Annotated in this window: 17 protein-coding genes and 1 other RNA gene; 2 read left to right on the top strand and 16 right to left on the bottom strand. The window is 33.2% G+C overall.

Translation table 11 applies throughout. The annotated features are described in order from the left end of the window. Nucleotides 1-8: 8 nt before the first annotated feature. The 5 genes from recD2 to sal all read right to left on the bottom strand — a co-directional run bounded on the left by recD2 (nt 9) and on the right by sal (nt 7,224). On the bottom strand, nt 9-2,405 hold the full coding sequence (recD2, locus tag RPL90_RS05605) for an SF1B family DNA helicase RecD2 (protein ID WP_313546540.1): 2,397 nt from the start codon (nt 2,403-2,405) through the stop codon (nt 9-11). 4 nt (nt 2,406-2,409) lie between these two features. Beyond that, a complete protein-coding gene (locus RPL90_RS05600; protein WP_313546537.1) occupies nt 2,410-3,087 on the bottom strand; it encodes a tetratricopeptide repeat protein in 678 nt (225 codons plus the stop codon). Between the two features lie 182 nt (nt 3,088-3,269). Beyond that, complete coding sequence (gene mnmA, locus RPL90_RS05595) at nt 3,270-4,382, bottom strand: tRNA 2-thiouridine(34) synthase MnmA (RefSeq protein ID WP_313546534.1); 1,113 nt, start codon at nt 4,380-4,382, stop codon at nt 3,270-3,272. A 3-nt stretch (nt 4,383-4,385) separates the two neighbouring features. Beyond that, nucleotides 4,386-5,525: a cysteine desulfurase family protein gene (locus tag RPL90_RS05590; RefSeq protein ID WP_313546531.1), complete on the bottom strand. Its 1,140-nt coding sequence runs from the start codon at nt 5,523-5,525 to the stop codon at nt 4,386-4,388. A gap of 64 nt (nt 5,526-5,589) precedes the next feature. After that, the gene (gene sal / locus RPL90_RS05585; protein WP_313546528.1) at nt 5,590-7,224 is read right to left on the bottom strand and encodes a Sal family ABC-F type ribosomal protection protein; all 1,635 of its coding nucleotides are present in this window, start codon (nt 7,222-7,224) and stop codon (nt 5,590-5,592) included. A 266-nt stretch (nt 7,225-7,490) separates the two neighbouring features. Between sal and RPL90_RS05580 the strand changes: the two genes are divergently transcribed. Next, a complete protein-coding gene (locus RPL90_RS05580) occupies nt 7,491-8,498 on the top strand; it encodes an LLM class flavin-dependent oxidoreductase (protein WP_313546525.1) in 1,008 nt (335 codons plus the stop codon). A 40-nt stretch (nt 8,499-8,538) separates the two neighbouring features. Here RPL90_RS05580 and RPL90_RS05575 read toward each other — a convergent pair whose 3' ends face one another. From RPL90_RS05575 to cymR, 3 genes are all read right to left on the bottom strand, one after another. Next, entirely contained in the window at nt 8,539-8,706 is a 168-nt protein-coding gene (locus RPL90_RS05575; RefSeq protein ID WP_313546522.1) for a hypothetical protein, read from the bottom strand. Between the two features lie 33 nt (nt 8,707-8,739). Then, on the bottom strand, nt 8,740-8,922 hold the full coding sequence (locus tag RPL90_RS05570) for a CsbD family protein (RefSeq protein WP_313546520.1): 183 nt from the start codon (nt 8,920-8,922) through the stop codon (nt 8,740-8,742). Between the two features lie 78 nt (nt 8,923-9,000). Next, entirely contained in the window at nt 9,001-9,420 is a 420-nt protein-coding gene (gene cymR, locus RPL90_RS05565) for a cysteine metabolism transcriptional regulator CymR (protein ID WP_313546517.1), read from the bottom strand. Between the two features lie 86 nt (nt 9,421-9,506). Between cymR and RPL90_RS05560 the strand changes: the two genes are divergently transcribed. Next, nucleotides 9,507-10,790 carry a replication-associated recombination protein A gene (locus RPL90_RS05560; RefSeq protein ID WP_313546514.1) on the top strand — a complete coding sequence of 428 codons (1,284 nt, stop codon included), beginning with the start codon at nt 9,507-9,509 and terminating at the stop codon, nt 10,788-10,790. 59 nt (nt 10,791-10,849) lie between these two features. Here RPL90_RS05560 and RPL90_RS05555 read toward each other — a convergent pair whose 3' ends face one another. The 8 genes from RPL90_RS05555 to RPL90_RS05520 form a co-directional block, all read right to left on the bottom strand. Continuing rightward, entirely contained in the window at nt 10,850-11,626 is a 777-nt protein-coding gene (locus tag RPL90_RS05555) for a tRNA threonylcarbamoyladenosine dehydratase (RefSeq protein WP_313546511.1), read from the bottom strand. A gap of 121 nt (nt 11,627-11,747) precedes the next feature. After that, nucleotides 11,748-11,939: non-coding RNA, 6S RNA (ssrS, locus tag RPL90_RS05550), on the bottom strand. A gap of 61 nt (nt 11,940-12,000) precedes the next feature. Then, entirely contained in the window at nt 12,001-13,767 is a 1,767-nt protein-coding gene (gene aspS, locus RPL90_RS05545; protein ID WP_313546508.1) for an aspartate--tRNA ligase, read from the bottom strand. A gap of 12 nt (nt 13,768-13,779) precedes the next feature. Continuing rightward, a complete protein-coding gene (hisS, locus tag RPL90_RS05540; protein WP_313546505.1) occupies nt 13,780-15,042 on the bottom strand; it encodes a histidine--tRNA ligase in 1,263 nt (420 codons plus the stop codon). A gap of 337 nt (nt 15,043-15,379) precedes the next feature. Continuing rightward, nucleotides 15,380-16,255 (bottom strand): N-acetylmuramoyl-L-alanine amidase, encoded by an 876-nt coding sequence (locus tag RPL90_RS05535; RefSeq protein ID WP_313546502.1) that lies wholly within the window; start codon nt 16,253-16,255, stop codon nt 15,380-15,382. Beyond that, nucleotides 16,252-16,704: a D-aminoacyl-tRNA deacylase gene (gene dtd, locus RPL90_RS05530; protein WP_313546500.1), complete on the bottom strand. Its 453-nt coding sequence runs from the start codon at nt 16,702-16,704 to the stop codon at nt 16,252-16,254. Before dtd ends, RPL90_RS05535 begins: the two co-directional genes overlap by 4 nt. A gap of 14 nt (nt 16,705-16,718) precedes the next feature. Beyond that, nucleotides 16,719-18,908: a RelA/SpoT family protein gene (locus RPL90_RS05525; protein ID WP_313546497.1), complete on the bottom strand. Its 2,190-nt coding sequence runs from the start codon at nt 18,906-18,908 to the stop codon at nt 16,719-16,721. A gap of 359 nt (nt 18,909-19,267) precedes the next feature. After that, a complete protein-coding gene (locus tag RPL90_RS05520; protein WP_313546494.1) occupies nt 19,268-19,786 on the bottom strand; it encodes an adenine phosphoribosyltransferase in 519 nt (172 codons plus the stop codon). Between the last annotated feature and the right edge of the window lie 3 nt (nt 19,787-19,789).

Here is a 19,789-nt window from a genome sequence, read left to right as displayed (position 1 = left end):
ACTCCGTGTCAATCATTAACGAAGTCATAAGGTGACATTTGGCCCATATTTATCATGGGATCTATTTTGTATATTGTTGCTTCACTTAATTCTATAGATGCATCAAAACTATTATTAATTTGCTTTGCATCAGATTGTGCTTCATCTACATCATTATTAAAATAAGCTTGTAACAATGCGCAGAGTTGCGTCATTCTTACTTGCCCATTCGTTTTCAAACCTAAATCAAAGGCTTGTGGATCACCTAAAAAGACTAAAGATTGTTTAGCTCTTGTTAAACCAGTATATAAAATAGGCTTCTGCAACATTCTAAAATATTGTTTGACCATAGGCATAATGACAATCGGAAATTCAGAACCTTGAGATTTATGAATAGACGTGCAATATGCGTGTGTAAGTTCCATTAAATCTTGTCTTGTAAAGGTAATTTCGTTGCCTTCAAAGTCTACAACTACGACATCTTTGTCTAAAGCATTTTCTTTTGCCCAAAATATGCCAACTATAATGCCAATATCACCATTAAAAATATTATCATTTGGCCGATTGACCAGTTGTAAAACTTTATCGCCTTTACGAAACAGTACTTCCCCAAATTCGATTTCCCTTGTGTCTTTATCCTTAGGATTCAAAATACCTTGCAGTACTGAATTTAGTTTTTTAATTCCTGCTGAGCCTTTATACATCGGCGCTAACACTTGGATATCACTCATATCATACCCTTTTGAAACAGCACTATTTACTACCTTATCAACGACTTCAGGAATTTGTTCTGTAGAGCAATTTATAAAATTTCTATCGTGAAAGCGTTGGGTAATATCGACATGTTGATTTAATTTAATACGATGTGCTAACTCAATAATACTTGAACCTTCCTGTTGACGATAAACTTCAGTAAGATTCACTCTAGGAATTACTTTAGCATCAATTAAATCTTTAAAGACTTGTCCTGGACCTACAGAAGGTAACTGATCTTCGTCCCCGACTAATATCACTTGGGCATCAATCGGTACGGCACTCATAAATTGATGGAACAACCACGTATCGACCATAGACATCTCGTCTATAATGATTAATTTCGCATTAATTTCATTATCTAATATGTCTTCTGGTTGAGTATCTTGATTCCATCCAATTAATCGATGAATCGTCATAGCTTCAAGCTCTGTTGACTCAGATAGTCTTTTAGAAGCTCGACCTGTTGGTGCTCCTAATACAATTGGATAATCATCTTCTTTATAATCATCGTAATCTAATGATAAACCATGAATTTCAGCATATAATTCCACAATACCTTTAATAACGGTAGTTTTACCTGTACCAGGTCCACCTGTTAATAACATTACTTTAGAATTAATGGCCGTTTGCAAAGCTTCTCTTTGGGATTCGGCATAGTTGACATTGTTTTTATCTTCAATGTCTCCAATTTCTAACAATAATTCGGAAGTTTCTATATCTTTCAATTTTTTTGTATATGTGAAATTACGATATAAATTTTGCACACTTTTAATTTCTGAGTAATACAAACTTGGAATAGCGAACTGATCTTCTTGTTGTATTAATTTTGTATCATTCACGAGTTGATCGATTTGCACTTCGATTTGTTTTCTTTCGATCTCTTCAACTGGTGGATTTGATAACATATCTTGAACATTATCTATTAAAAATTGACTTGGCAAATAAGTATGTCCTTGTTTAATACACTCTTCTTCTAATAGGTATAAAATACCTGCTTTAATACGCTCTGGATCATTATATTGAATACCAATATTTTTAGCTAATACGTCTGCTTTATTAAAACCTATACCCTTTACGTCATAAACAAGTTGATACGGACTTTTTTCAATTACATTTAAGGTTTCACCAAGATATGTTTGATAAATATTCATGGCCAACTTAGGACCGAAACCTAAGTCGTGTAGTCGAATGATAATTCGTTCAGTTTCTTGATTACTCGTGATTTGTTCGGCAATCTGTTGTTGTTTTTTCTTAGGTAAACCAGGCACCTTTTCAAGTACTGTTGCATCATTTAAAATATCTGAAATTGTATTTTCACCCAAGGTGTTTACAATATTTTGAGCAGTTTTTTTACCAATTCCTTTAAATAAATCACTAGAAAGATAACTGACGATGGCCTCTTTTGTTTGTGGCAATTCTTTTTCGAATGTTTCGGCCTTTAGTTGTTTACCATATTTAGGATGCGTAGCAACTTGCCCTTTGAAAGTATAGACATCACCTTCAACCACTTCAGGGAAAAATCCTACAACTGTTGGCATACTATCAAAAGTTTCATTTGATTCAATTGTATCAACTTTCAACACAGTATAGAAGTTGTCTTTATTTTGAAATAGTATTGCGTCAACTGTGCCTTTAACCATTGAATAGTTAAACAGTGTAGAATCATCCATGTCTTTACTCCTCCTCTTGAATTGATTTAAAAGTTGTTATCGCGTGTTGGCTCATATGGTGTTCCGGGTTAATAGCTATTGCTTTATTAAAGTAATTTAAAGCATCATCAACGTTCTCAGTACTCATATATGTAGCTAAACCTAAATTATAAAGCGCATCAACGTGTTTATTGTCTAATGTTAATACATAATTTAATTGTTCAATTGCTTGATCAAACATCTCTAGATGACATAATACTAAACCATATTGGAATTGAACTTCCACATCTTGTCGATCATCCGCTTCAGCTGCCGTCATTAAAAATGGCATTGCTTGTTTAAATGATTCCAGTTGATTAAATGACATACCTATCATATAATTTGCATCAATTTTATCCACTAAACCATCTTTAGCATGTTGTAATGCAGTTTGATATAACTTGATAGCCTCATTAAAACGAGCCTCATTGTAATAAACATTTGCTAAATTATAATAAACTGCACCGTTCTCAGCATCTATTGTTAATGCTTTTTGGAAAAATGTTTCAGCATGTTCAATTTCGCCCGCTTCTGCTATTAATATTCCAGCATTTATGTAATTTTCAATTTCTTGTGGGTTATTTTCTATATTATCAAATAGTGCTTGTAAAGCCTTGTCATTTTGACCTTGTTTTATATAATTATAAATTTCTTCTTGTTCCATGCTCGATACCTCATTTCTAATAGCTTAGTATAACATTATATTAAAATAGTAAGATAGTTTTTTAACAAAAAAAGAGAATGAGAAATAATATGTTTCACTTAAATAATGAATGCATATTACAAGCATTACTCATCTGAATTTAGTAAACATTTACTTCTCAATCTCTATATAGAATTTTTTTATTATACTACGTAACTTAATTGACCAGAATTTTTATAAACGTCGTCAATTGTTGCTCCGCCTAAACAAACTTCGCCGTCATAAAATACAACTGCTTGACCTGGAGTAATTGCACGTACTGGCACATCAAAAGTAACACGAATTGCATTTTCTGATTCTTTTTGTACAAATACTTTTGTATCTTGTTGTCGATATCTAAATTTAGCAGTACATTCAAAGCCTTTTGTTATATCTACGTCATTAACGAATGAGATATCTGAAGCAATTAAATAATCACTATAAAGCGCATTGTGGTCAAAACCTTGTTCAACATAAAGTACGTTATCTTCTAAATTTTTACCTACTACGAACCATGGGTCACCATCACCGCCTATACCTAAACCGTGACGTTGTCCAATTGTATAATACATCAAACCCCCATGTTCACCTTTGACTTCGCCATTTAATGTTACCATTTTACCTGATTGAGCCGGTAAATATTGTGATAAAAATGTTTTGAAGTTTCTTTCACCAATAAAACAAATACCCGTTGAATCTTTTTTCTTAGCAGTAGCTAAATTTTGTTGTTCTGCTATTTTTCTAACTTCTTTTTTATCAATATCTCCTATAGGGAACATAACTTTTGATAATTGTTCTTGAGATAATTGATTTAAGAAATAAGTTTGATCTTTGTTATTATCAACGCCTCTTAACATTTCTACATGACCATCTTCATACCGTTTAATTCGTGCGTAATGACCTGTTGCTACATAATCCGCACCTAGTTTAAGTGCATGTTCTAAAAATGCTTTAAATTTAATTTCTTTATTACACATTACATCTGGATTTGGTGTTCTACCTTTTTTATATTCATCTAGGAAGTATGTGAATACTTTATCCCAGTATTGTTGTTCAAAATTCACCGCATAATACGGTATACCAATTTGGTTACAAACTGCAATGACATCATTATAATCTTCTGTCGCTGTACATACGCCATTTTCATCTGTGTCGTCCCAATTTTTCATAAAGATACCAATGACATCGTAACCTTGCTCTTTTAATAAATGTGCTGTAACGGAACTATCAACACCACCTGACATACCTACAACTACACGTGTATTTTCATTGCCCAACTATTATTCCTCCTTAAATTTATGATAAATTTTGTGAATTTCCATTGCTATATATTTAATTTCTGCTTCGGTATTTAATTCATTAAAACTAAACCTTACTGAATGCTTTGCTCTCTCATCATCATCGTACATGGCCGCTAATACATGCGAAGGAGTCGTAGCACCTGCTGTGCATGCTGAACCTGAAGAAACATATATATTAGACAAATCTAATAATGTCAGCATTGTTTCAACATCTATAAACGGAAAATATAAATTTACTACGTGACCAGTCGTATCTACCATCGATCCATTTACTTCAAATGGCACTGATCTTTCTTGTAATTTAACTAACAACAAATTTTTCAATGACATTAAGTGTACATTATTAGCATCCAAATTATCTGTGGCTAGCTTTAATGCTTCTGTTAGACCTGCAATTTGAGGTATATTTTCTGTACCTGCACGACGCTTTGATTCTTGTTCTCCACCTAGTTGCATATAATGCATTAATGTGCCTTCTTTAACCAATAATACGCCAATGCCTTTAGGCCCACCAAATTTATGTGCGGTAATGCTCATTGAATCAATACTAAATTCATTAAAATCAATATCCAAATGGCCAATCGCCTGTACAGCGTCAACATGAAACATTATATTTGAGTTTTTGACGATATCATCTATTTCATACATGGGTTGAACCGTACCCACTTCGTTATTAACAAACATTATTGATATTAAAATTGTGTCATCATTTATAGCATTTTTCAATTGTTCAATGTCGATAATGCCTTGTTCGTCTACATCAAGATAAGTTACAGTAAATCCTTCGTTTTCAAGTTGTTCAAAGACATGTAATACTGAATGATGTTCAATTTTTGATGCAATAAGATGCTTACCTTTATGTTGATGTTTATAAGCAATACCTTTAATCGCTGTATTATTAGACTCTGTAGCACCACTTGTAAATATAACTTCGTTAGTCTTAGCTCCTAACATTTGCGCAATTGCTCTACGTGATTCGTCTAAATACTTACGTGCATCTCTACCAATACTATGAATTGAAGATGGATTACCATAATGTAAAGTATAAAGTTCCATCATTTTATCAATTACTGGTTGTTTCACCGGTGTGGTTGCAGCATTATCTGCATATACTTCCATGACTTTTCGACACTCCTCACAATTTTATCAATGGTCCAATGATAGCACCATGTTTATTTTTTTTCTAGTCGTCTGTTTGGTAATGACCAAATTCATCTATATGTTTAAAATCTTCTAATAATGACAATGTGCTTTTTATACCGTCATCTAATTTAGGTTGTAATGCTGAATCTATTATTTTGCAGTCTTTAATATACCAATGTGTTCCAACAAATTTGCTTTTCAAATATTCATCATGCGTAATTAACAATACTTGGCCGCTAAATTCTTTTAGCATCTCCATGATCAACTCTTGCGTGTGGATATCAAAATAATTCGTGGGTTCGTCTAAAATAAGCAGATGTGGTTGTGCAAAAAATAACAATACAAATTGTAGTCTACTCTTTTCACCCATTGAAAGATTACTAATCTTATCAAATAAACGATCATGGTCAAAATTAAATGCATTTAGAATTGTTTGGGCACTACTCCGTGTCATATTAGGCAATTCCAATAACATTTCCATTGGTGTTGCATCAAAGTTTAAATTATTATTTTGTTGCTCAAAATAAGCAATTTCTAAGGATGGTGAAATATTGATTGTTCCGCTCGTTGGTTGAACAAGTCCTGTAAGTAATTTTACTAACATCGATTTGCCACTACCATTTGGACCAGTTAATAAGACATTTTCGCCCTTTTTCATTGTAATATCAACATTATCAAATAACATTCCATGTTTGTTTTGATAGCTAACTTGATGTAATTGGAAAAGGTTTCTATTGTTAAATTGTTGACCATTATTGAATTTAATTTGTGCAATATGATCAGAGGTAGGCTTAGTTACATTCTTATTTTCTATATGTTGCTGCGTTTGTGTCTCTTTAGCTTTAGCACGTTTCATAAGTTTACTTAATTTTTTCTGTCCTACTGGATCCCGCACACTCGTCTGTGCATTAGATGATTCATGCCATCGTTTTATACGTTGAATATTTCTTTCTAACTGTTTAATCTGTTGTTGTTGCTTAATAAAAGCATTGTTCTGAGTTTTAATGGCTAAATCTGTAATGTTTTTATAATCTTCATAATTACCTTCATATTTAGTGGTTTCTTTATTATTAACGCCAATAATATGACTTGCAACATTGTTAATAAAGGTACGATGGTGTGAAATCATTATAATGGTTTGGGTAGAATGATTAATAAATCGACATAAATCTTTTACCATATCATTGTCTAAATGGTTTGTCGGTTCGTCGAGTAACAACAATGTTTGTTTCGATAATATAGCTCTTATTATAGCTATCCTTGTTTGCTCGCCCCCGCTTAATTGTTTAAGTGGTTTAGCTAAAGTGTCTTCACTTATTTTAAATTGCTTCGCTTGAGTCACTATCTTTTGCTCAAAGCTATAACCTTCAAGTTCAATATATTTGGCTAAAGCATGTAAATCATCCGCCATTTTCATTTTTATTTGATACAAAATAGAATCTAGTGAAATGATGTAATCCATCGCAGTTAGTTCTCTATAGTTGGTTAAATCTTGTTCCATATAATAAGCGTTGTCGCTATAAATCGCGTAGATTTTTGCTAATAGTGAGGTCTTACCCACGCCATTATTACCAATGATAACGACATGTTCCCCATCTTCTATACTTATATTTACATTATCAATGAGTGTTGTGCCATAAGGTTCGAACGGTTTTTGTGCATAATAAAAAGACATAACATATTCCTCGCTCTCTTAGAGATATGCTTGTCTTTATAATTAAATATAACAGCCTATTTTTTGATGAACTTGGACAATGGCATATCTCATGTGTTATTTATAAAAATTTGAGTTGAAATTTGCTTTTGAGATTTATCCATTGTCTTATTAAGGCCACCTAACGTTAAAATTTACTTTATTATACCAGTGAGCAATTTTTTACGCAAGTTTACAGTCGCCTGTTATACTTTCAATTATTAGTTATTACTAAGGAGGATACTGAAATGACAGAAATAAAGTTATCCGCGCTAAATCTTGCTCCTATTAGAGAAGGACAAACAGATAAAGACGCAATTGATGATATGGTTAAGTTAGCACAAAATCTTGAAGAACTTGATTTTGAAAGATATTGGATTGCTGAACACCACAACGCCCCTAATTTAGTTAGTTCGGCTACAGCATTATTGATTCAACACACACTAGAACATACGCAATCCATTAAAGTTGGCTCTGGTGGCATTATGTTGCCAAACCATGCTCCATTAATCGTCGCAGAGCAGTTTGGTACTATGGCAACCCTATTTCCGAATCGTGTGGATTTAGGACTGGGTAGAGCTCCTGGTACAGACATGATGACTGCTAGCGCTTTACGTCGCGATCAACACAATGGCGTATACGAATTTCCTGAAGAAGTTGAGCAACTTGCAACTTATTTTGGTCCAGCTAATCAACAAAGTTATGTCCGTGCTTATCCGGCCGTAGATAAAAATGTTCCACTCTATATTTTAGGTTCTTCAACTGATTCAGCTCATTTGGCAGCTCGTAAAGGGTTACCTTATGTATTTGCAGGTCATTTTGCGCCTCAACAGATGCAAGATGCTATGGAAATATATAAATCACTATTCGAACCATCTGAAGTTTTAGATAAACCTTATATGATTGTTTGTTTAAATGCTATCGTGGCTGAAACTGATGCACAAGCCGAATATTTAGCGTCAACACAAGCTCAAGTCATGGTGAGTATTACACGTGGCAGAATGCAGCCTGTTCAACCACCTACAGATGATTTACAAGGGTTACTAACACCTAGAGAATTTGAATTAGCAAAACAACGTATGGCACAATCTCTTATCGGTTCTGAAGCTACAGTAAAAGAAAAACTTCAGTCATTCATTGCGGAAAATGGTGATATAGATGAATTAATGGCTATTAGTTATATTTATGATCAAGAAGCACAATTGGATTCATATAAAAAATTGAATAAATTAGTTTCAGAAATGAAGAATAAATAAAAAATGCCTACAGCATAATGAGTGCTGTAGGCATTTTTTATTATTTTTTATCGTGATCTTTGTGATCACTTTCTTTTTTGTCGCCACCGCCAGTGAATTTATCAATTTGTTCACTAGCTTGTTTAGCTTTATCGTTATCAGTATCTTTTAATTTATCTGAAACGTTTTTTGCTGCTTCTTTTGCTTTATCTAAGAAATTCTCTGCCATATTAATCGGCTCCTTTGTTGTTTATTCTAATAATTATTTTTTAAATTTATCGATTACATCGTTAGCTTTATTTTTTGCATTTTCTACAACTTCTTTAGCTTTACCTGAACCTTTGTCTTTTTTACCTTCTTTTTCAAGTTTATCATCATTAGTAACGTTACCTACTGTTTCTTTAACATTACCTTTAGCTTGTTCAAATTTGTTCTCATCAGCCACTATAATAACCTCCTTAATGTGTACATACTACATGAATACCACATTAATTGAATTATAAACATATAAATTGTTATTTTTTTAAATATAAAACATGTAGCCGTCTAAATTATCTGTTTCTTTATATTCCGCTAAATACTTAAGTGTAGTATTATCAAGTACATCTCTTACTGCATCACGCATTCTAAGCCACAATTGTTTTTGTGCTGGTGGCTCAGATTCGATACTTTCAACAAATGTAATAGGTCCCTCTAATAGTCGAATAATATCTCCAGCGCTGATTTCTTCTGCTGGCACTCTTAATTGATAGCCACCTTTAGCACCACGTACGCTACGTATTAATCCTGCATTTCTTAGCGGACCTACAAGTTGTTCTAAATACAAATCACTTAAATTATTTTCTTCTGCTATAGATTTTAACGATACGCAACCTTGCCCTTCTTTTTTAGCTAAGGAAATCATTAAAGTTAGCCCGTATCTTCCTTTAGTTGAAATCTTCATTATATAACCTCACTTAATCGAATACTTATATATTCCCATATTATCATTTTTTGCGTTAATATAGAATTAGAAAGGTGTGAAACAACGTGACTAATGAACCATTAGCTGCAAGAATGCGTCCAGAAAATATAGACGAAATTATTTCCCAACACCATTTAGTTGGTCCGACTGGCATTATTAGAAGAATGGTAGACACTAAGCGTTTATCATCAATGATTTTTTACGGGCCTCCAGGCATAGGCAAAACGAGTATTGCTAAAGCAATTGCTGGAAGTACACAATATAAATTCAGACAGCTAAATGCTGTTTCTAACACTAAAAAAGATATGCAACTCATAGTTGAAGAAGCTAAAATGTCTGGACAAGTAATTTTATTATTAGATGAAATCCATAGATTAGATAAAACGAAACAAGATTTTTTACTACCTCATTTAGAAAATGGCAAAATCGTATTGATTGGCGCGACTACTTCAAATCCTTACCATGCAATCAATCCAGCAATACGTTCAAGAGCTCAAATATTCGAATTATTTCCTTTAACTGATGAAGATGTGAACTTAGCACTTAATAGAGCTTTGGAAGACGATGAAAGAGGATTAAAAAGTTATAATCCCCAAGTCGACGCAGATGCAATGGAATATTTTTCGACACAAAGTCAAGGAGACGTCAGAAGTGCCTTGAACGCTTTAGAGTTAGCTGTCTTAAGTTCAGAGGTGAATGAGGATATACGGCACATTACATTACAAGATGCTAAAGATTGCTTACAACGAGGTGCTTTTCTTAGTGATAAAGATGGAGATATGCATTATGACGTTATGAGTGCCTTTCAAAAATCTATTCGTGGTAGTGATGTGAATGCCGCATTGCACTATCTTGCGCGTTTGATCGAAGCTGGCGATTTACCGACGATTGCACGTCGTTTACTTGTTATAAGTTTCGAAGATGTTGGTTTAGCTTCTCCTAATGCAGGTCAACGCACATTAGCTGCAATTGATGCAGCAGAAAGACTCGGATTTCCTGAGGCACGCATCCCATTAAGTCAGGCTGTAATTGAACTATGCTTATCACCTAAATCAAATTCAGCGATAACATCTATAGATAAAGCCCTTTCAGATATAAGAAAAGGCCATGTCGGACAAATACCTGACCATTTAAAAGATGGACATTATTCAGGCGCAAAAGAATTAGGCCGAGCTATAGGTTATCAATATCCTCATAGTCACGACAGTGGATTTATCGCACAACAATATTTACCTGATAAACTTAAAAATAAAATTTATTATGAACCAAAAACAACTTCAAAATCTGAACAACAATTTAAATCGATATATGAAAACATTACAAAAGCGCAACAACAAAATTCAAAATAACACAAAAAAACCGTTACTACCCTTATGAGGAGCAGTAACGGTTTTTAATTTATAAAAAATTACATTTGGCCTTTGTCTTTTATTCTAGTTACTGGAATATCTTTTAATATATCATTAATAACATAACTTGCGCATATTAAACCGACAACACTTGGCACAAAGGCATTAGAAGATGGTGGAATTTGCGCTTTTCTAGTTGGTGCATTTTCATCACCTACTGTAGCCTTAACATCTTCTCTAATAATTATTGGACTTTCATCAGAAAAGACTACAGGTATTCCTTTACGGATGCCTTTTTTCTTTAATTTTTGACGAATAATGCGTGCCATTCTATCAGTGTGCGTTTTAGAAATATCTTCAATTTGAAATCTTGTAGGATCAGTTTTATTTGCTGCACCCATACTTGAAATCACTTTAATATCTCTATTTAAACACTGTTCCATTAAATGTACTTTATACATGATAGTGTCGCTCGCATCTATAAAGTAATCTATATCATATTGTTCGAATAGTTCTTCATAAGTATCTTCTGTATAAAACATGTGTAATGATGTTACTTTACAGTCTGGGTTTATCAATTTAATACGTTCTTCCATCAGTGTAACTTTACTTTGACCTATAGTAGATGTAAGCGCATGTAACTGACGGTTTACGTTTGTAATATCAACATCATCTTTATCAATAAGTATAATATGACCTATGTTAGTTCGTGCTAAAGCTTCAGCAGCAAATGAACCTACACCGCCAACCCCTAGTACTACTACGGTTTGTTCTTTTAATAAATCCAAACCTTCCTGACCGTAAGCCAATTCATTTCTTGAAAATTGATGTTTCATAACAATACTCCTCTTTTTTTCTCTATTTTACTAGTTAAGATTATACATGAAATTCACTAATTTTTTACTCACAATTTTAATTTAAACAAAAAAATACGCAAGACAGAAGTCTTGCGTACCGATAGAGTCCGTATATGCCGTAGTTATAAGTAGCTTGATCATTCGGCCTGCTATATACAGGTGGGTGCCCTGTTTCTTATTTTGCAAGTCCTCCTAGAGAGGCGTTTGCGCTACAAGAAAACCCATTGAGCTCCCTGATCAAAGAGTGTTAGGCCCAAATTAAAAAGCAAACATACGAACATTACAGATGACTATCTTATAGATATATCATAACACAATTTTTTATAATGACAAGAATTTGAACTCACATCTAATTAATGTCTAATGCGTAATGACAATTCTTCCAATTGTTTATCAGATACTTCACTAGGTGCATCAGTTAATAAACATGTAGCAGATGCAGTTTTAGGGAATGCGATGGTATCTCTAAGATTTGTTCTGTTTGTTAATAACATTACTAATCTATCAAGACCTAAAGCTATACCGCCATGTGGTGGTGCACCATATTTAAATGCGTCTAATAAGAAACCAAATTGTTCTCTCGTTTGTTCCTCTGTGAAACCTAAAGCTTCAAACATTTTAGCTTGTAAGTCACCTTCGTGAATTCTTATTGAACCACCTCCAAGCTCATAACCGTTTAACACAATGTCATATGCTTTAGCTTGAACGTTTTCAGGTTCAGTAGACAATTTATCTATATGTTCATCTTTTGGTGCAGTGAAAGGATGATGTGCTGCTACATAACGTTTAGCTTCTTCATCGTATTCTAATAATGGCCAATCAGTTACCCATAAGAAGTTCAATTTACTTTCATCAATTAAGCCTAATTCTCTAGCTAATTTCACACGTAATGCACCTAAACTTTGTGCTACGACACTTTGTGAATCTGCTACGAATAAGACTAAGTCGCCTGCTTCGGCACCTGTTAGGCTTTGTAAAGTAGCAACGTGATCATCTTCAAAGAAACGTCCTATTGGACCACTTACGCCATCTTCTACAACTTTAACCCATGCTAAACCTTTTGCACCATAAATATTTACAAATTCAGTTAATCCATCTATATCTTTACGTGTATATTGATCAGCAGCACCTTTGGCAACGATAGCTTTAACTTGTCCACCACTTTCAACTGCACTATTAAACACTTTAAAGTCCATAACTTTACCAAGTTCAGATACATCAATTAATTCCATATCGAAACGTGTATCTGGCTTATCTGAACCATATCTTCTCATCGCTTCATCATAAGTCATGCGTGGGAATTGTTCTTGTAAATCAACGCCTTTCACGTCTTTCACGACTTTTTTCAGCATTTCTTCACCCATCTCAATTACGTCTTCTTGATCAACAAAGCTCATTTCAATATCGATTTGAGTAAATTCTGGCTGTCTGTCAGCACGTAAGTCTTCGTCTCTAAAACATTTAACGATTTGGTAGTATTTGTCAAAACCACTTATCATCAATAACTGTTTGAAGATTTGTGGTGATTGCGGTAAAGCATAAAATTCACCGTCGTGTACACGAGAAGGAACCAAATAGTCACGTGCACCTTCAGGCGTTGATTTTGTTAAAACTGGTGTTTCGATATCATAAAAACCAGCATCATCTAAATAATTACGTACTGCCTTCGTTGTTTGATGACGCATCTTGAATGTTTGAGCTAATTCTTGTCTTCTTAAATCTAAGTATCTATATTTCAAACGAATGTTTTCGTCTACATTTTGATTTTCTTCATTTAAAGAAAATGGTGGTGTCTCTGCTTTATTGATTACATTAATATCAGAAACTTGCACCTCAACTTGACCAGTAGCAATTTTAGGATTTACTGTTTCTGGGTCTCTTTTTTTCACAAGTCCTGTTACTTCAACAACATATTCTGAACGTACTGATTCTGCTATTTGTAATGCTTCTTCTGAGAATGAAGGGTTAAACACAATTTGTACATAACCTTCACGGTCTCTTAAATCAATAAAAATCAAACCGCCTAAATCTCTACGGTTATGAACCCAACCTTTTAATGTTACTTCTTGATCTAATAATGATTCTGTTACTAATCCACAGTAAGTTGTTCGTTTACTCATATTGTATTCTCCTTATTTATTAAAGTATGCGCCTACGCTATCTAATTGTATTGATTCACTTTCACCTGTTGTCATGTCTTTCATAGCTACTTGATTATTTTCTAATTCTTGGTCGCCAATAACGATAGTATAATTAGCGTTTAAGCGGTCTGCTTGTTTCATTTGGCCTTTAATTTTACGATCCATATAATCTTTATCTGCTTTTACACCTTGTTTACGTAAATCATTTAATAATTTAACGGCGTAATCATCAGCTTCTTTGCCCATCGTAACAATAAATAAATCGAAATCATTATCGACATCTAAATCGATATTTTCTTCTTCTAGGGCTAATAATAATCGTTCAATACTTAATGCAAAACCAATACCTGTTTGATTTGGGCCATCTAATAATTCTAGTAATCCATTATAACGGCCACCACCACAAAGTGTAGTTATAGCGCCATCATAATTAGGATTATCAATCATTAACTCAAAAGCAGTATGCGTATAATAATCTAAACCTCTAACTAAATTAGGGTCTTCTTCATAACGAATACCTAAACGATCTAAGTGTAGTTTTACTTCGTTATAATAGTTAGTAGATGCTTCGTTTAAATATTCAGTAATGCGTGGCGCATTTTTTACTGCTTCTTTATCTTTATCTACTTTACAATCAAGTATTCTCATTGGATTCGTGTGTAATCTAGCTTGGCAATCACTACAAAAATCACCGATAACGGGTTCAAAATGTTTAACTAAAGCATCATTATATTCTTTTCTTGATTCGATATCACCGATGCTGTTAATAACTAGTTTTAAGTGTTGTAATCCAAACGATTCATAAATGTGCACTGCCATCGCTAAAACTTCTGCATCTATACTTGGGTTTTCAGCACCAATTGCTTCAACACCAAATTGAGTAAATTGACGATAACGTCCTTTTTGTTTACGTTCATAACGGAACATAGGTCCTAAGTAATAAAGTTTAATAGGTTGATTAGCATAGCCTTGCATTTTGTTTTCAATATAAGATCTTACAACAGCAGCTGTGCCTTCTGGTCGTAACGTAATGCTACGATCACCTTTATCTTTAAATGTATACATTTCTTTTTGTACGACATCAGTAGAATCACCTACACCGCGTGCAAATAATTCCGTACTTTCAAAGATAGGTGTGCGTAATTCCTCATAATTATATAAAGTCATTAATTCTTCCAAACGACGTTCGATATAACGCCATTTTTTAGATTCAGTTGGTAGTATATCTTGAGTTCCTCTTGGAATATTTATCATACTCATCTCTCCTTGTCTGAAATAAAAAAAGTCCCTTGCATGATGATTAATCATACAAGGGACGAAATGCCGTGTTGCCACCCTAATTGGTCAAATTGTTGTCTAAAAAATGACCCACTTTAACACGAATAACGCTCGTAAAACGGCCCCTTTTAATGAGAGCACCTGTTCTTGTGTTCATTCATTTTAAATAACTAAGTATAATTTTTCAGCCTAGAATTATATCTCTTCACACAGTAAGTGCTACCTTGTTATTTAAAACATTCAAGAATCGTAACGGTTAATTTATAAAATTCACTAACAATCATAACCAGTTTATAATTATTTTGCAACCTTTTTATTTTGAGAAGTAGGAACGTAAACCATCTATAATTGCATGTTCTACAATATGTCGATGTAACTTATCGGTCAACATTGTTTCATCTGTTGGGTTACTTATATAGCCTAATTCTAACAATACGGCTGGTACATTAGTTTGTCTCAATACTTGATAATTTTCTTGTCTTGCGCCTCTATTTGACAGCAATGCTTTCTTTTGAATGCTATTATTTAATGTTTCTGCTAAAGGTTTTTGGCTGTCTTTAAACCAATAGACTGTGCCACCATTTGCTTTTGAAGATTTTAATGAATCATTATGTATACTAATATAAGCATCACCTTTTAAATTACGATCATCTAACGATACATATTTATCACTAGTTCTCGTCATTTTGACCTTAGCGCCCTCTTTTTCTAATAAAACTTTGAGTTCTTTTGCGGTCTTTAACGTGTATACTTTCTCTAAACTTTTTTTGTTTGTTCTACTTGAAGCTCCCTGATCACTACCACCGTGACCAGGGTCAAGTACAATTGATTTATCTTTTAGAGGTTTAGCGTCTGCTGTTTTATCTGGCTTTATGTCTAAATTTGTATGCCAACCAGCGACCCATCCTTTTTCTTTACCGTTTCTGGATTCGACTTCTATCCATTTACCGGTTTTTTTAACTTTATGGAAATTTTGACCTTTATAAAGAGCTTTTATTTGTGGATAAGTAGCATTGGGACCTGTAAGTAATTTTGCATCTTCAGTTATATAAACCGTACTACTATTTTCATCATTGTGATTTAAGAAAGCAATTAACATCACAACAAAGATTATAAAAACGACTGCGACAATAAATGTGGGAATATTTTTTAAATGATGTTTAGTTAACCAAGTATTAAGTTTATTCATATAACTTTGCCATCCTGACTCTCATAAATTATAGTGACAGGTCCATCATTAGAAATATCAACCAACATATCAGTGCCAAATTCGCCAGTTAATACTTCTACGCCATAACTACGTAGAACATCATTGAATTTGTCGAAATATTGTACAGCTTGTTCAGGTGGCATAGATTTAGAAAAACCCGGCCTATTACCTTTACGCACATCTGCATATAACGTAAATTGCGAAATCGATAATATTTGTCCACCTATATCTAATAAACTTAAATTCATTTTTCCTTCATCATCACTAAAAAGACGTGCATTTACAATCTTTTTAGCTAATACGTCGATATCTGCTTCAGTTGAATCTCGACCTAATCCAATTAGTAAACAGTAACCTTGACCAATTGAGTGCTTAATTGAATCATTGGTTACCGTTGCTTCTTTTACTCTTTGTAAAACTATCTTCATATTTAGTGGCACCTCTAATTCCAAACTCTAGTTACAGTATAAACGTCACCCAGTTGTTTGATTCTATCTACAACTTTGTATACTTCGTTGACATTTTTTACCATAACACTAATATTAATCACAGCATTTTTATCAATGTCAGAACGTCCTGAAACTTTGACTAAATTACTACTCGTAGAATTAACTGCTTGTAATACTTCATTAAGTAAACCATTTCTATCATAAGCATTGACTTCTAAATCTACTTGATATTTTTGAGTAGCATCTTTTGATTTTACCCAATCAACATCTATTAGTCTATCAGTTTCATTCTTAATATTTGGACAATCTGTTCTATGTACTTTTATACCATGACCTTTAGTGATATATCCAACAATATCATCGCCTGGGATTGGATTACAACATTTTGATAATTTAATTAATACATTTTCTATACCTTCAACGTATATACCACTATCAGTAATAATATCTTCTTTAATTGGCACTGATTTTGTAACTTCTTGCGCCTGATTTAGCGCCTTTTGTTTATTTAAAATGCGTTGTTTTTCAGTTAATTTGTTAACAATTTGCAATGCTGTGACGCCACCAAATCCGACTGCAGCATACAAATCATCGTCATTTGAAAAGTTATATTTATCATTTACGATAGCTATATTGTCGTCAGTAAGTACATCATCCACTCTATAGCCTTGGTCTTTAATTTCCGCTTCTATCATAAATTTACCTTTTTCAATGTTTGACGAACGATCTTGTTTTTTAAAGAAACTACGAATTTTACTTTTCGCGCTAGAAGATTTAACAATTTTTAACCAGTCGCGACTAGGACCGTATGAATGTTTACTTGTGCGCACTTCTACGATATCTCCTGTTTGCAATACATAATCGATTGGCTCTATTTTGCCGTTAACTTTTGCACCAATCATTTTATTACCAACTTCACTATGAATGGCATAAGCAAAGTCTATTGGGTTGGCGCCATAAGGCAATTCGATAACATCACTTTCAGGAGTAAACGCATAAACTTTATCACTTTGTAAATCGAATTTTAATGATTCCATAAATTCTTCGGCATCAGATGTCGTATTATCAGTTTCAGCCAATTCTTTTAACCAATTGAGTTTATTATAATAATCGTCCGTTTTATTTTTAACTTGCTTCCCTTCTTTATAAGCCCAATGTGCAGCAACCCCGTGTTCTGCAATTTCATGCATTTCAAATGTTCTAATTTGTATTTCTAGCGGGTCTCCATTGGGTCCTACAACGGTTGTGTGCAAAGATTGATACATGTTTTGTTTAGGCATAGCAATATAATCTTTAAATCTACCAGGCATGGGTTTCCACAATGTATGTACTAATCCTAATATCGCATAACAATCATTAATTGAGTTAACAATTACTCGAACTGCAAGTAAGTCAAAAATTTGATCAAATTGTTTCTTTTGTTTTACCATTTTGCGATAAATACTATAAATGTGTTTAGGTCGTCCGTTAATTTCACCGACAATATTCATATTATCCATTTCGGAATGTATTTTATTAATCGCTTTATGGATATAATCTTCTCTATCACTACGCTTTTTCTTCATTAAATTAACAATTCTGAAATATTGAACACTATCTATATATCTAAGCGCTGTATCTTCTAATTCCCATTTAATCGTATTGATCCCTAGACGATGAGCTAACGGTGCATAGATTTCTAGTGTTTCTTTAGAAGTTCTAATTTGTTTATCTCTGCGCATCGCCTTTAACGTACGCATATTATGTAATCTATCCGCAAGTTTAACTAAAATAACGCGAACGTCCTTTGCGATAGCTATAAACAGTTTTCTATGATTTTCTGCTTGTTGTTCCTCTTTTGAACGATACTTAACTTTTTTAAGTTTGGTTACACCGTCGACAATGATTGCCACTTCTTCATTGAACATTGATTTAACATCATCAAATGTATACGGAGTATCTTCAATAACATCATGAAGAAAACCAGCAACAATTGTTGGTCCATCTAAATGCATTTCAGTTAATATACCAGCTACTTGAATAGGATGCATTATATATGGCAAGCCATTTTGACGGAATTGACCCTCATGTGCTTCGTAAGCAATATGATAGCTTTTTAATACATATTCATATTGATCTTTTGATAAATATGATTTTGCTTTATATAGTACCTCATCAGCACTGTATGGATATTCATTATTCACTCAAGACACCCCACACTTAATTTTAATCACCTAAAAATGTTCCCAATTTTTTGATTATATGTATACAAACTTTAAATTCAATTTACTTATGTATGTAATTTCAAATAATAGTTATATGATACTACATGTTTGCAAATAAATAAACGCGATATGACATTCAAATACTATCTAATTATAATAAATTTAATCTAGCATAATTGAAATGCTATGAAAAGACAATGATTTAGCTATGATAAATACTATTATGCTGTATAATTTCATAATTAATTCAACGTTAATAAAAAGAAATAATAATACTACAGGCATATTGCCTAGTAATATTATTATTTCCATAGCAAAAAACTTATTAAACACTCATTTTATTCATCGTAAGAAATTAAACTCATTACATCATAGTCTTTAATTTTTTCAATACCGTTCAAATATTTTAATTCGATAATAAATGCTATACCTACTACGATGCCGCCAAGCTTTTCGACTAATTTGATAGCCGCTTCAATCGTACCACCTGTTGCTAATAAGTCATCTGTAATGAGTACACGTTGACCTGGTACAATCGCGTCTTTATGCATAGTCAAAACATTCTTGCCATATTCTAAATCATATTCATACTTAATAACTTCACGAGGTAGTTTACCTTCTTTACGTACTGGTGCAAACCCAATGCCCATAGAATAAGCAACGGGACAACCTATAATAAATCCTCTCGCTTCAGGTCCTACAACTACATCAACATCTTTTTCTTTTGCATATTCTACAATTTGGTCTGTAGCATAACCATAAGCTTCACCATTGTCCATGATTGTTGTAATATCTTTAAAGTTGACCCCCTCTTTCGGCCAATCTGGAACTTCTGAGACGTATTTCTTTAAATCCATTGT

The sequence above is a fragment of the Staphylococcus kloosii genome (genome assembly GCF_032139365.1).
Taxonomy (GTDB): domain Bacteria; phylum Bacillota; class Bacilli; order Staphylococcales; family Staphylococcaceae; genus Staphylococcus; species Staphylococcus kloosii_A.
Note: the sequence above shows the minus strand (reverse complement) of the source record. Positions and strands in the feature narration are given on the sequence as shown.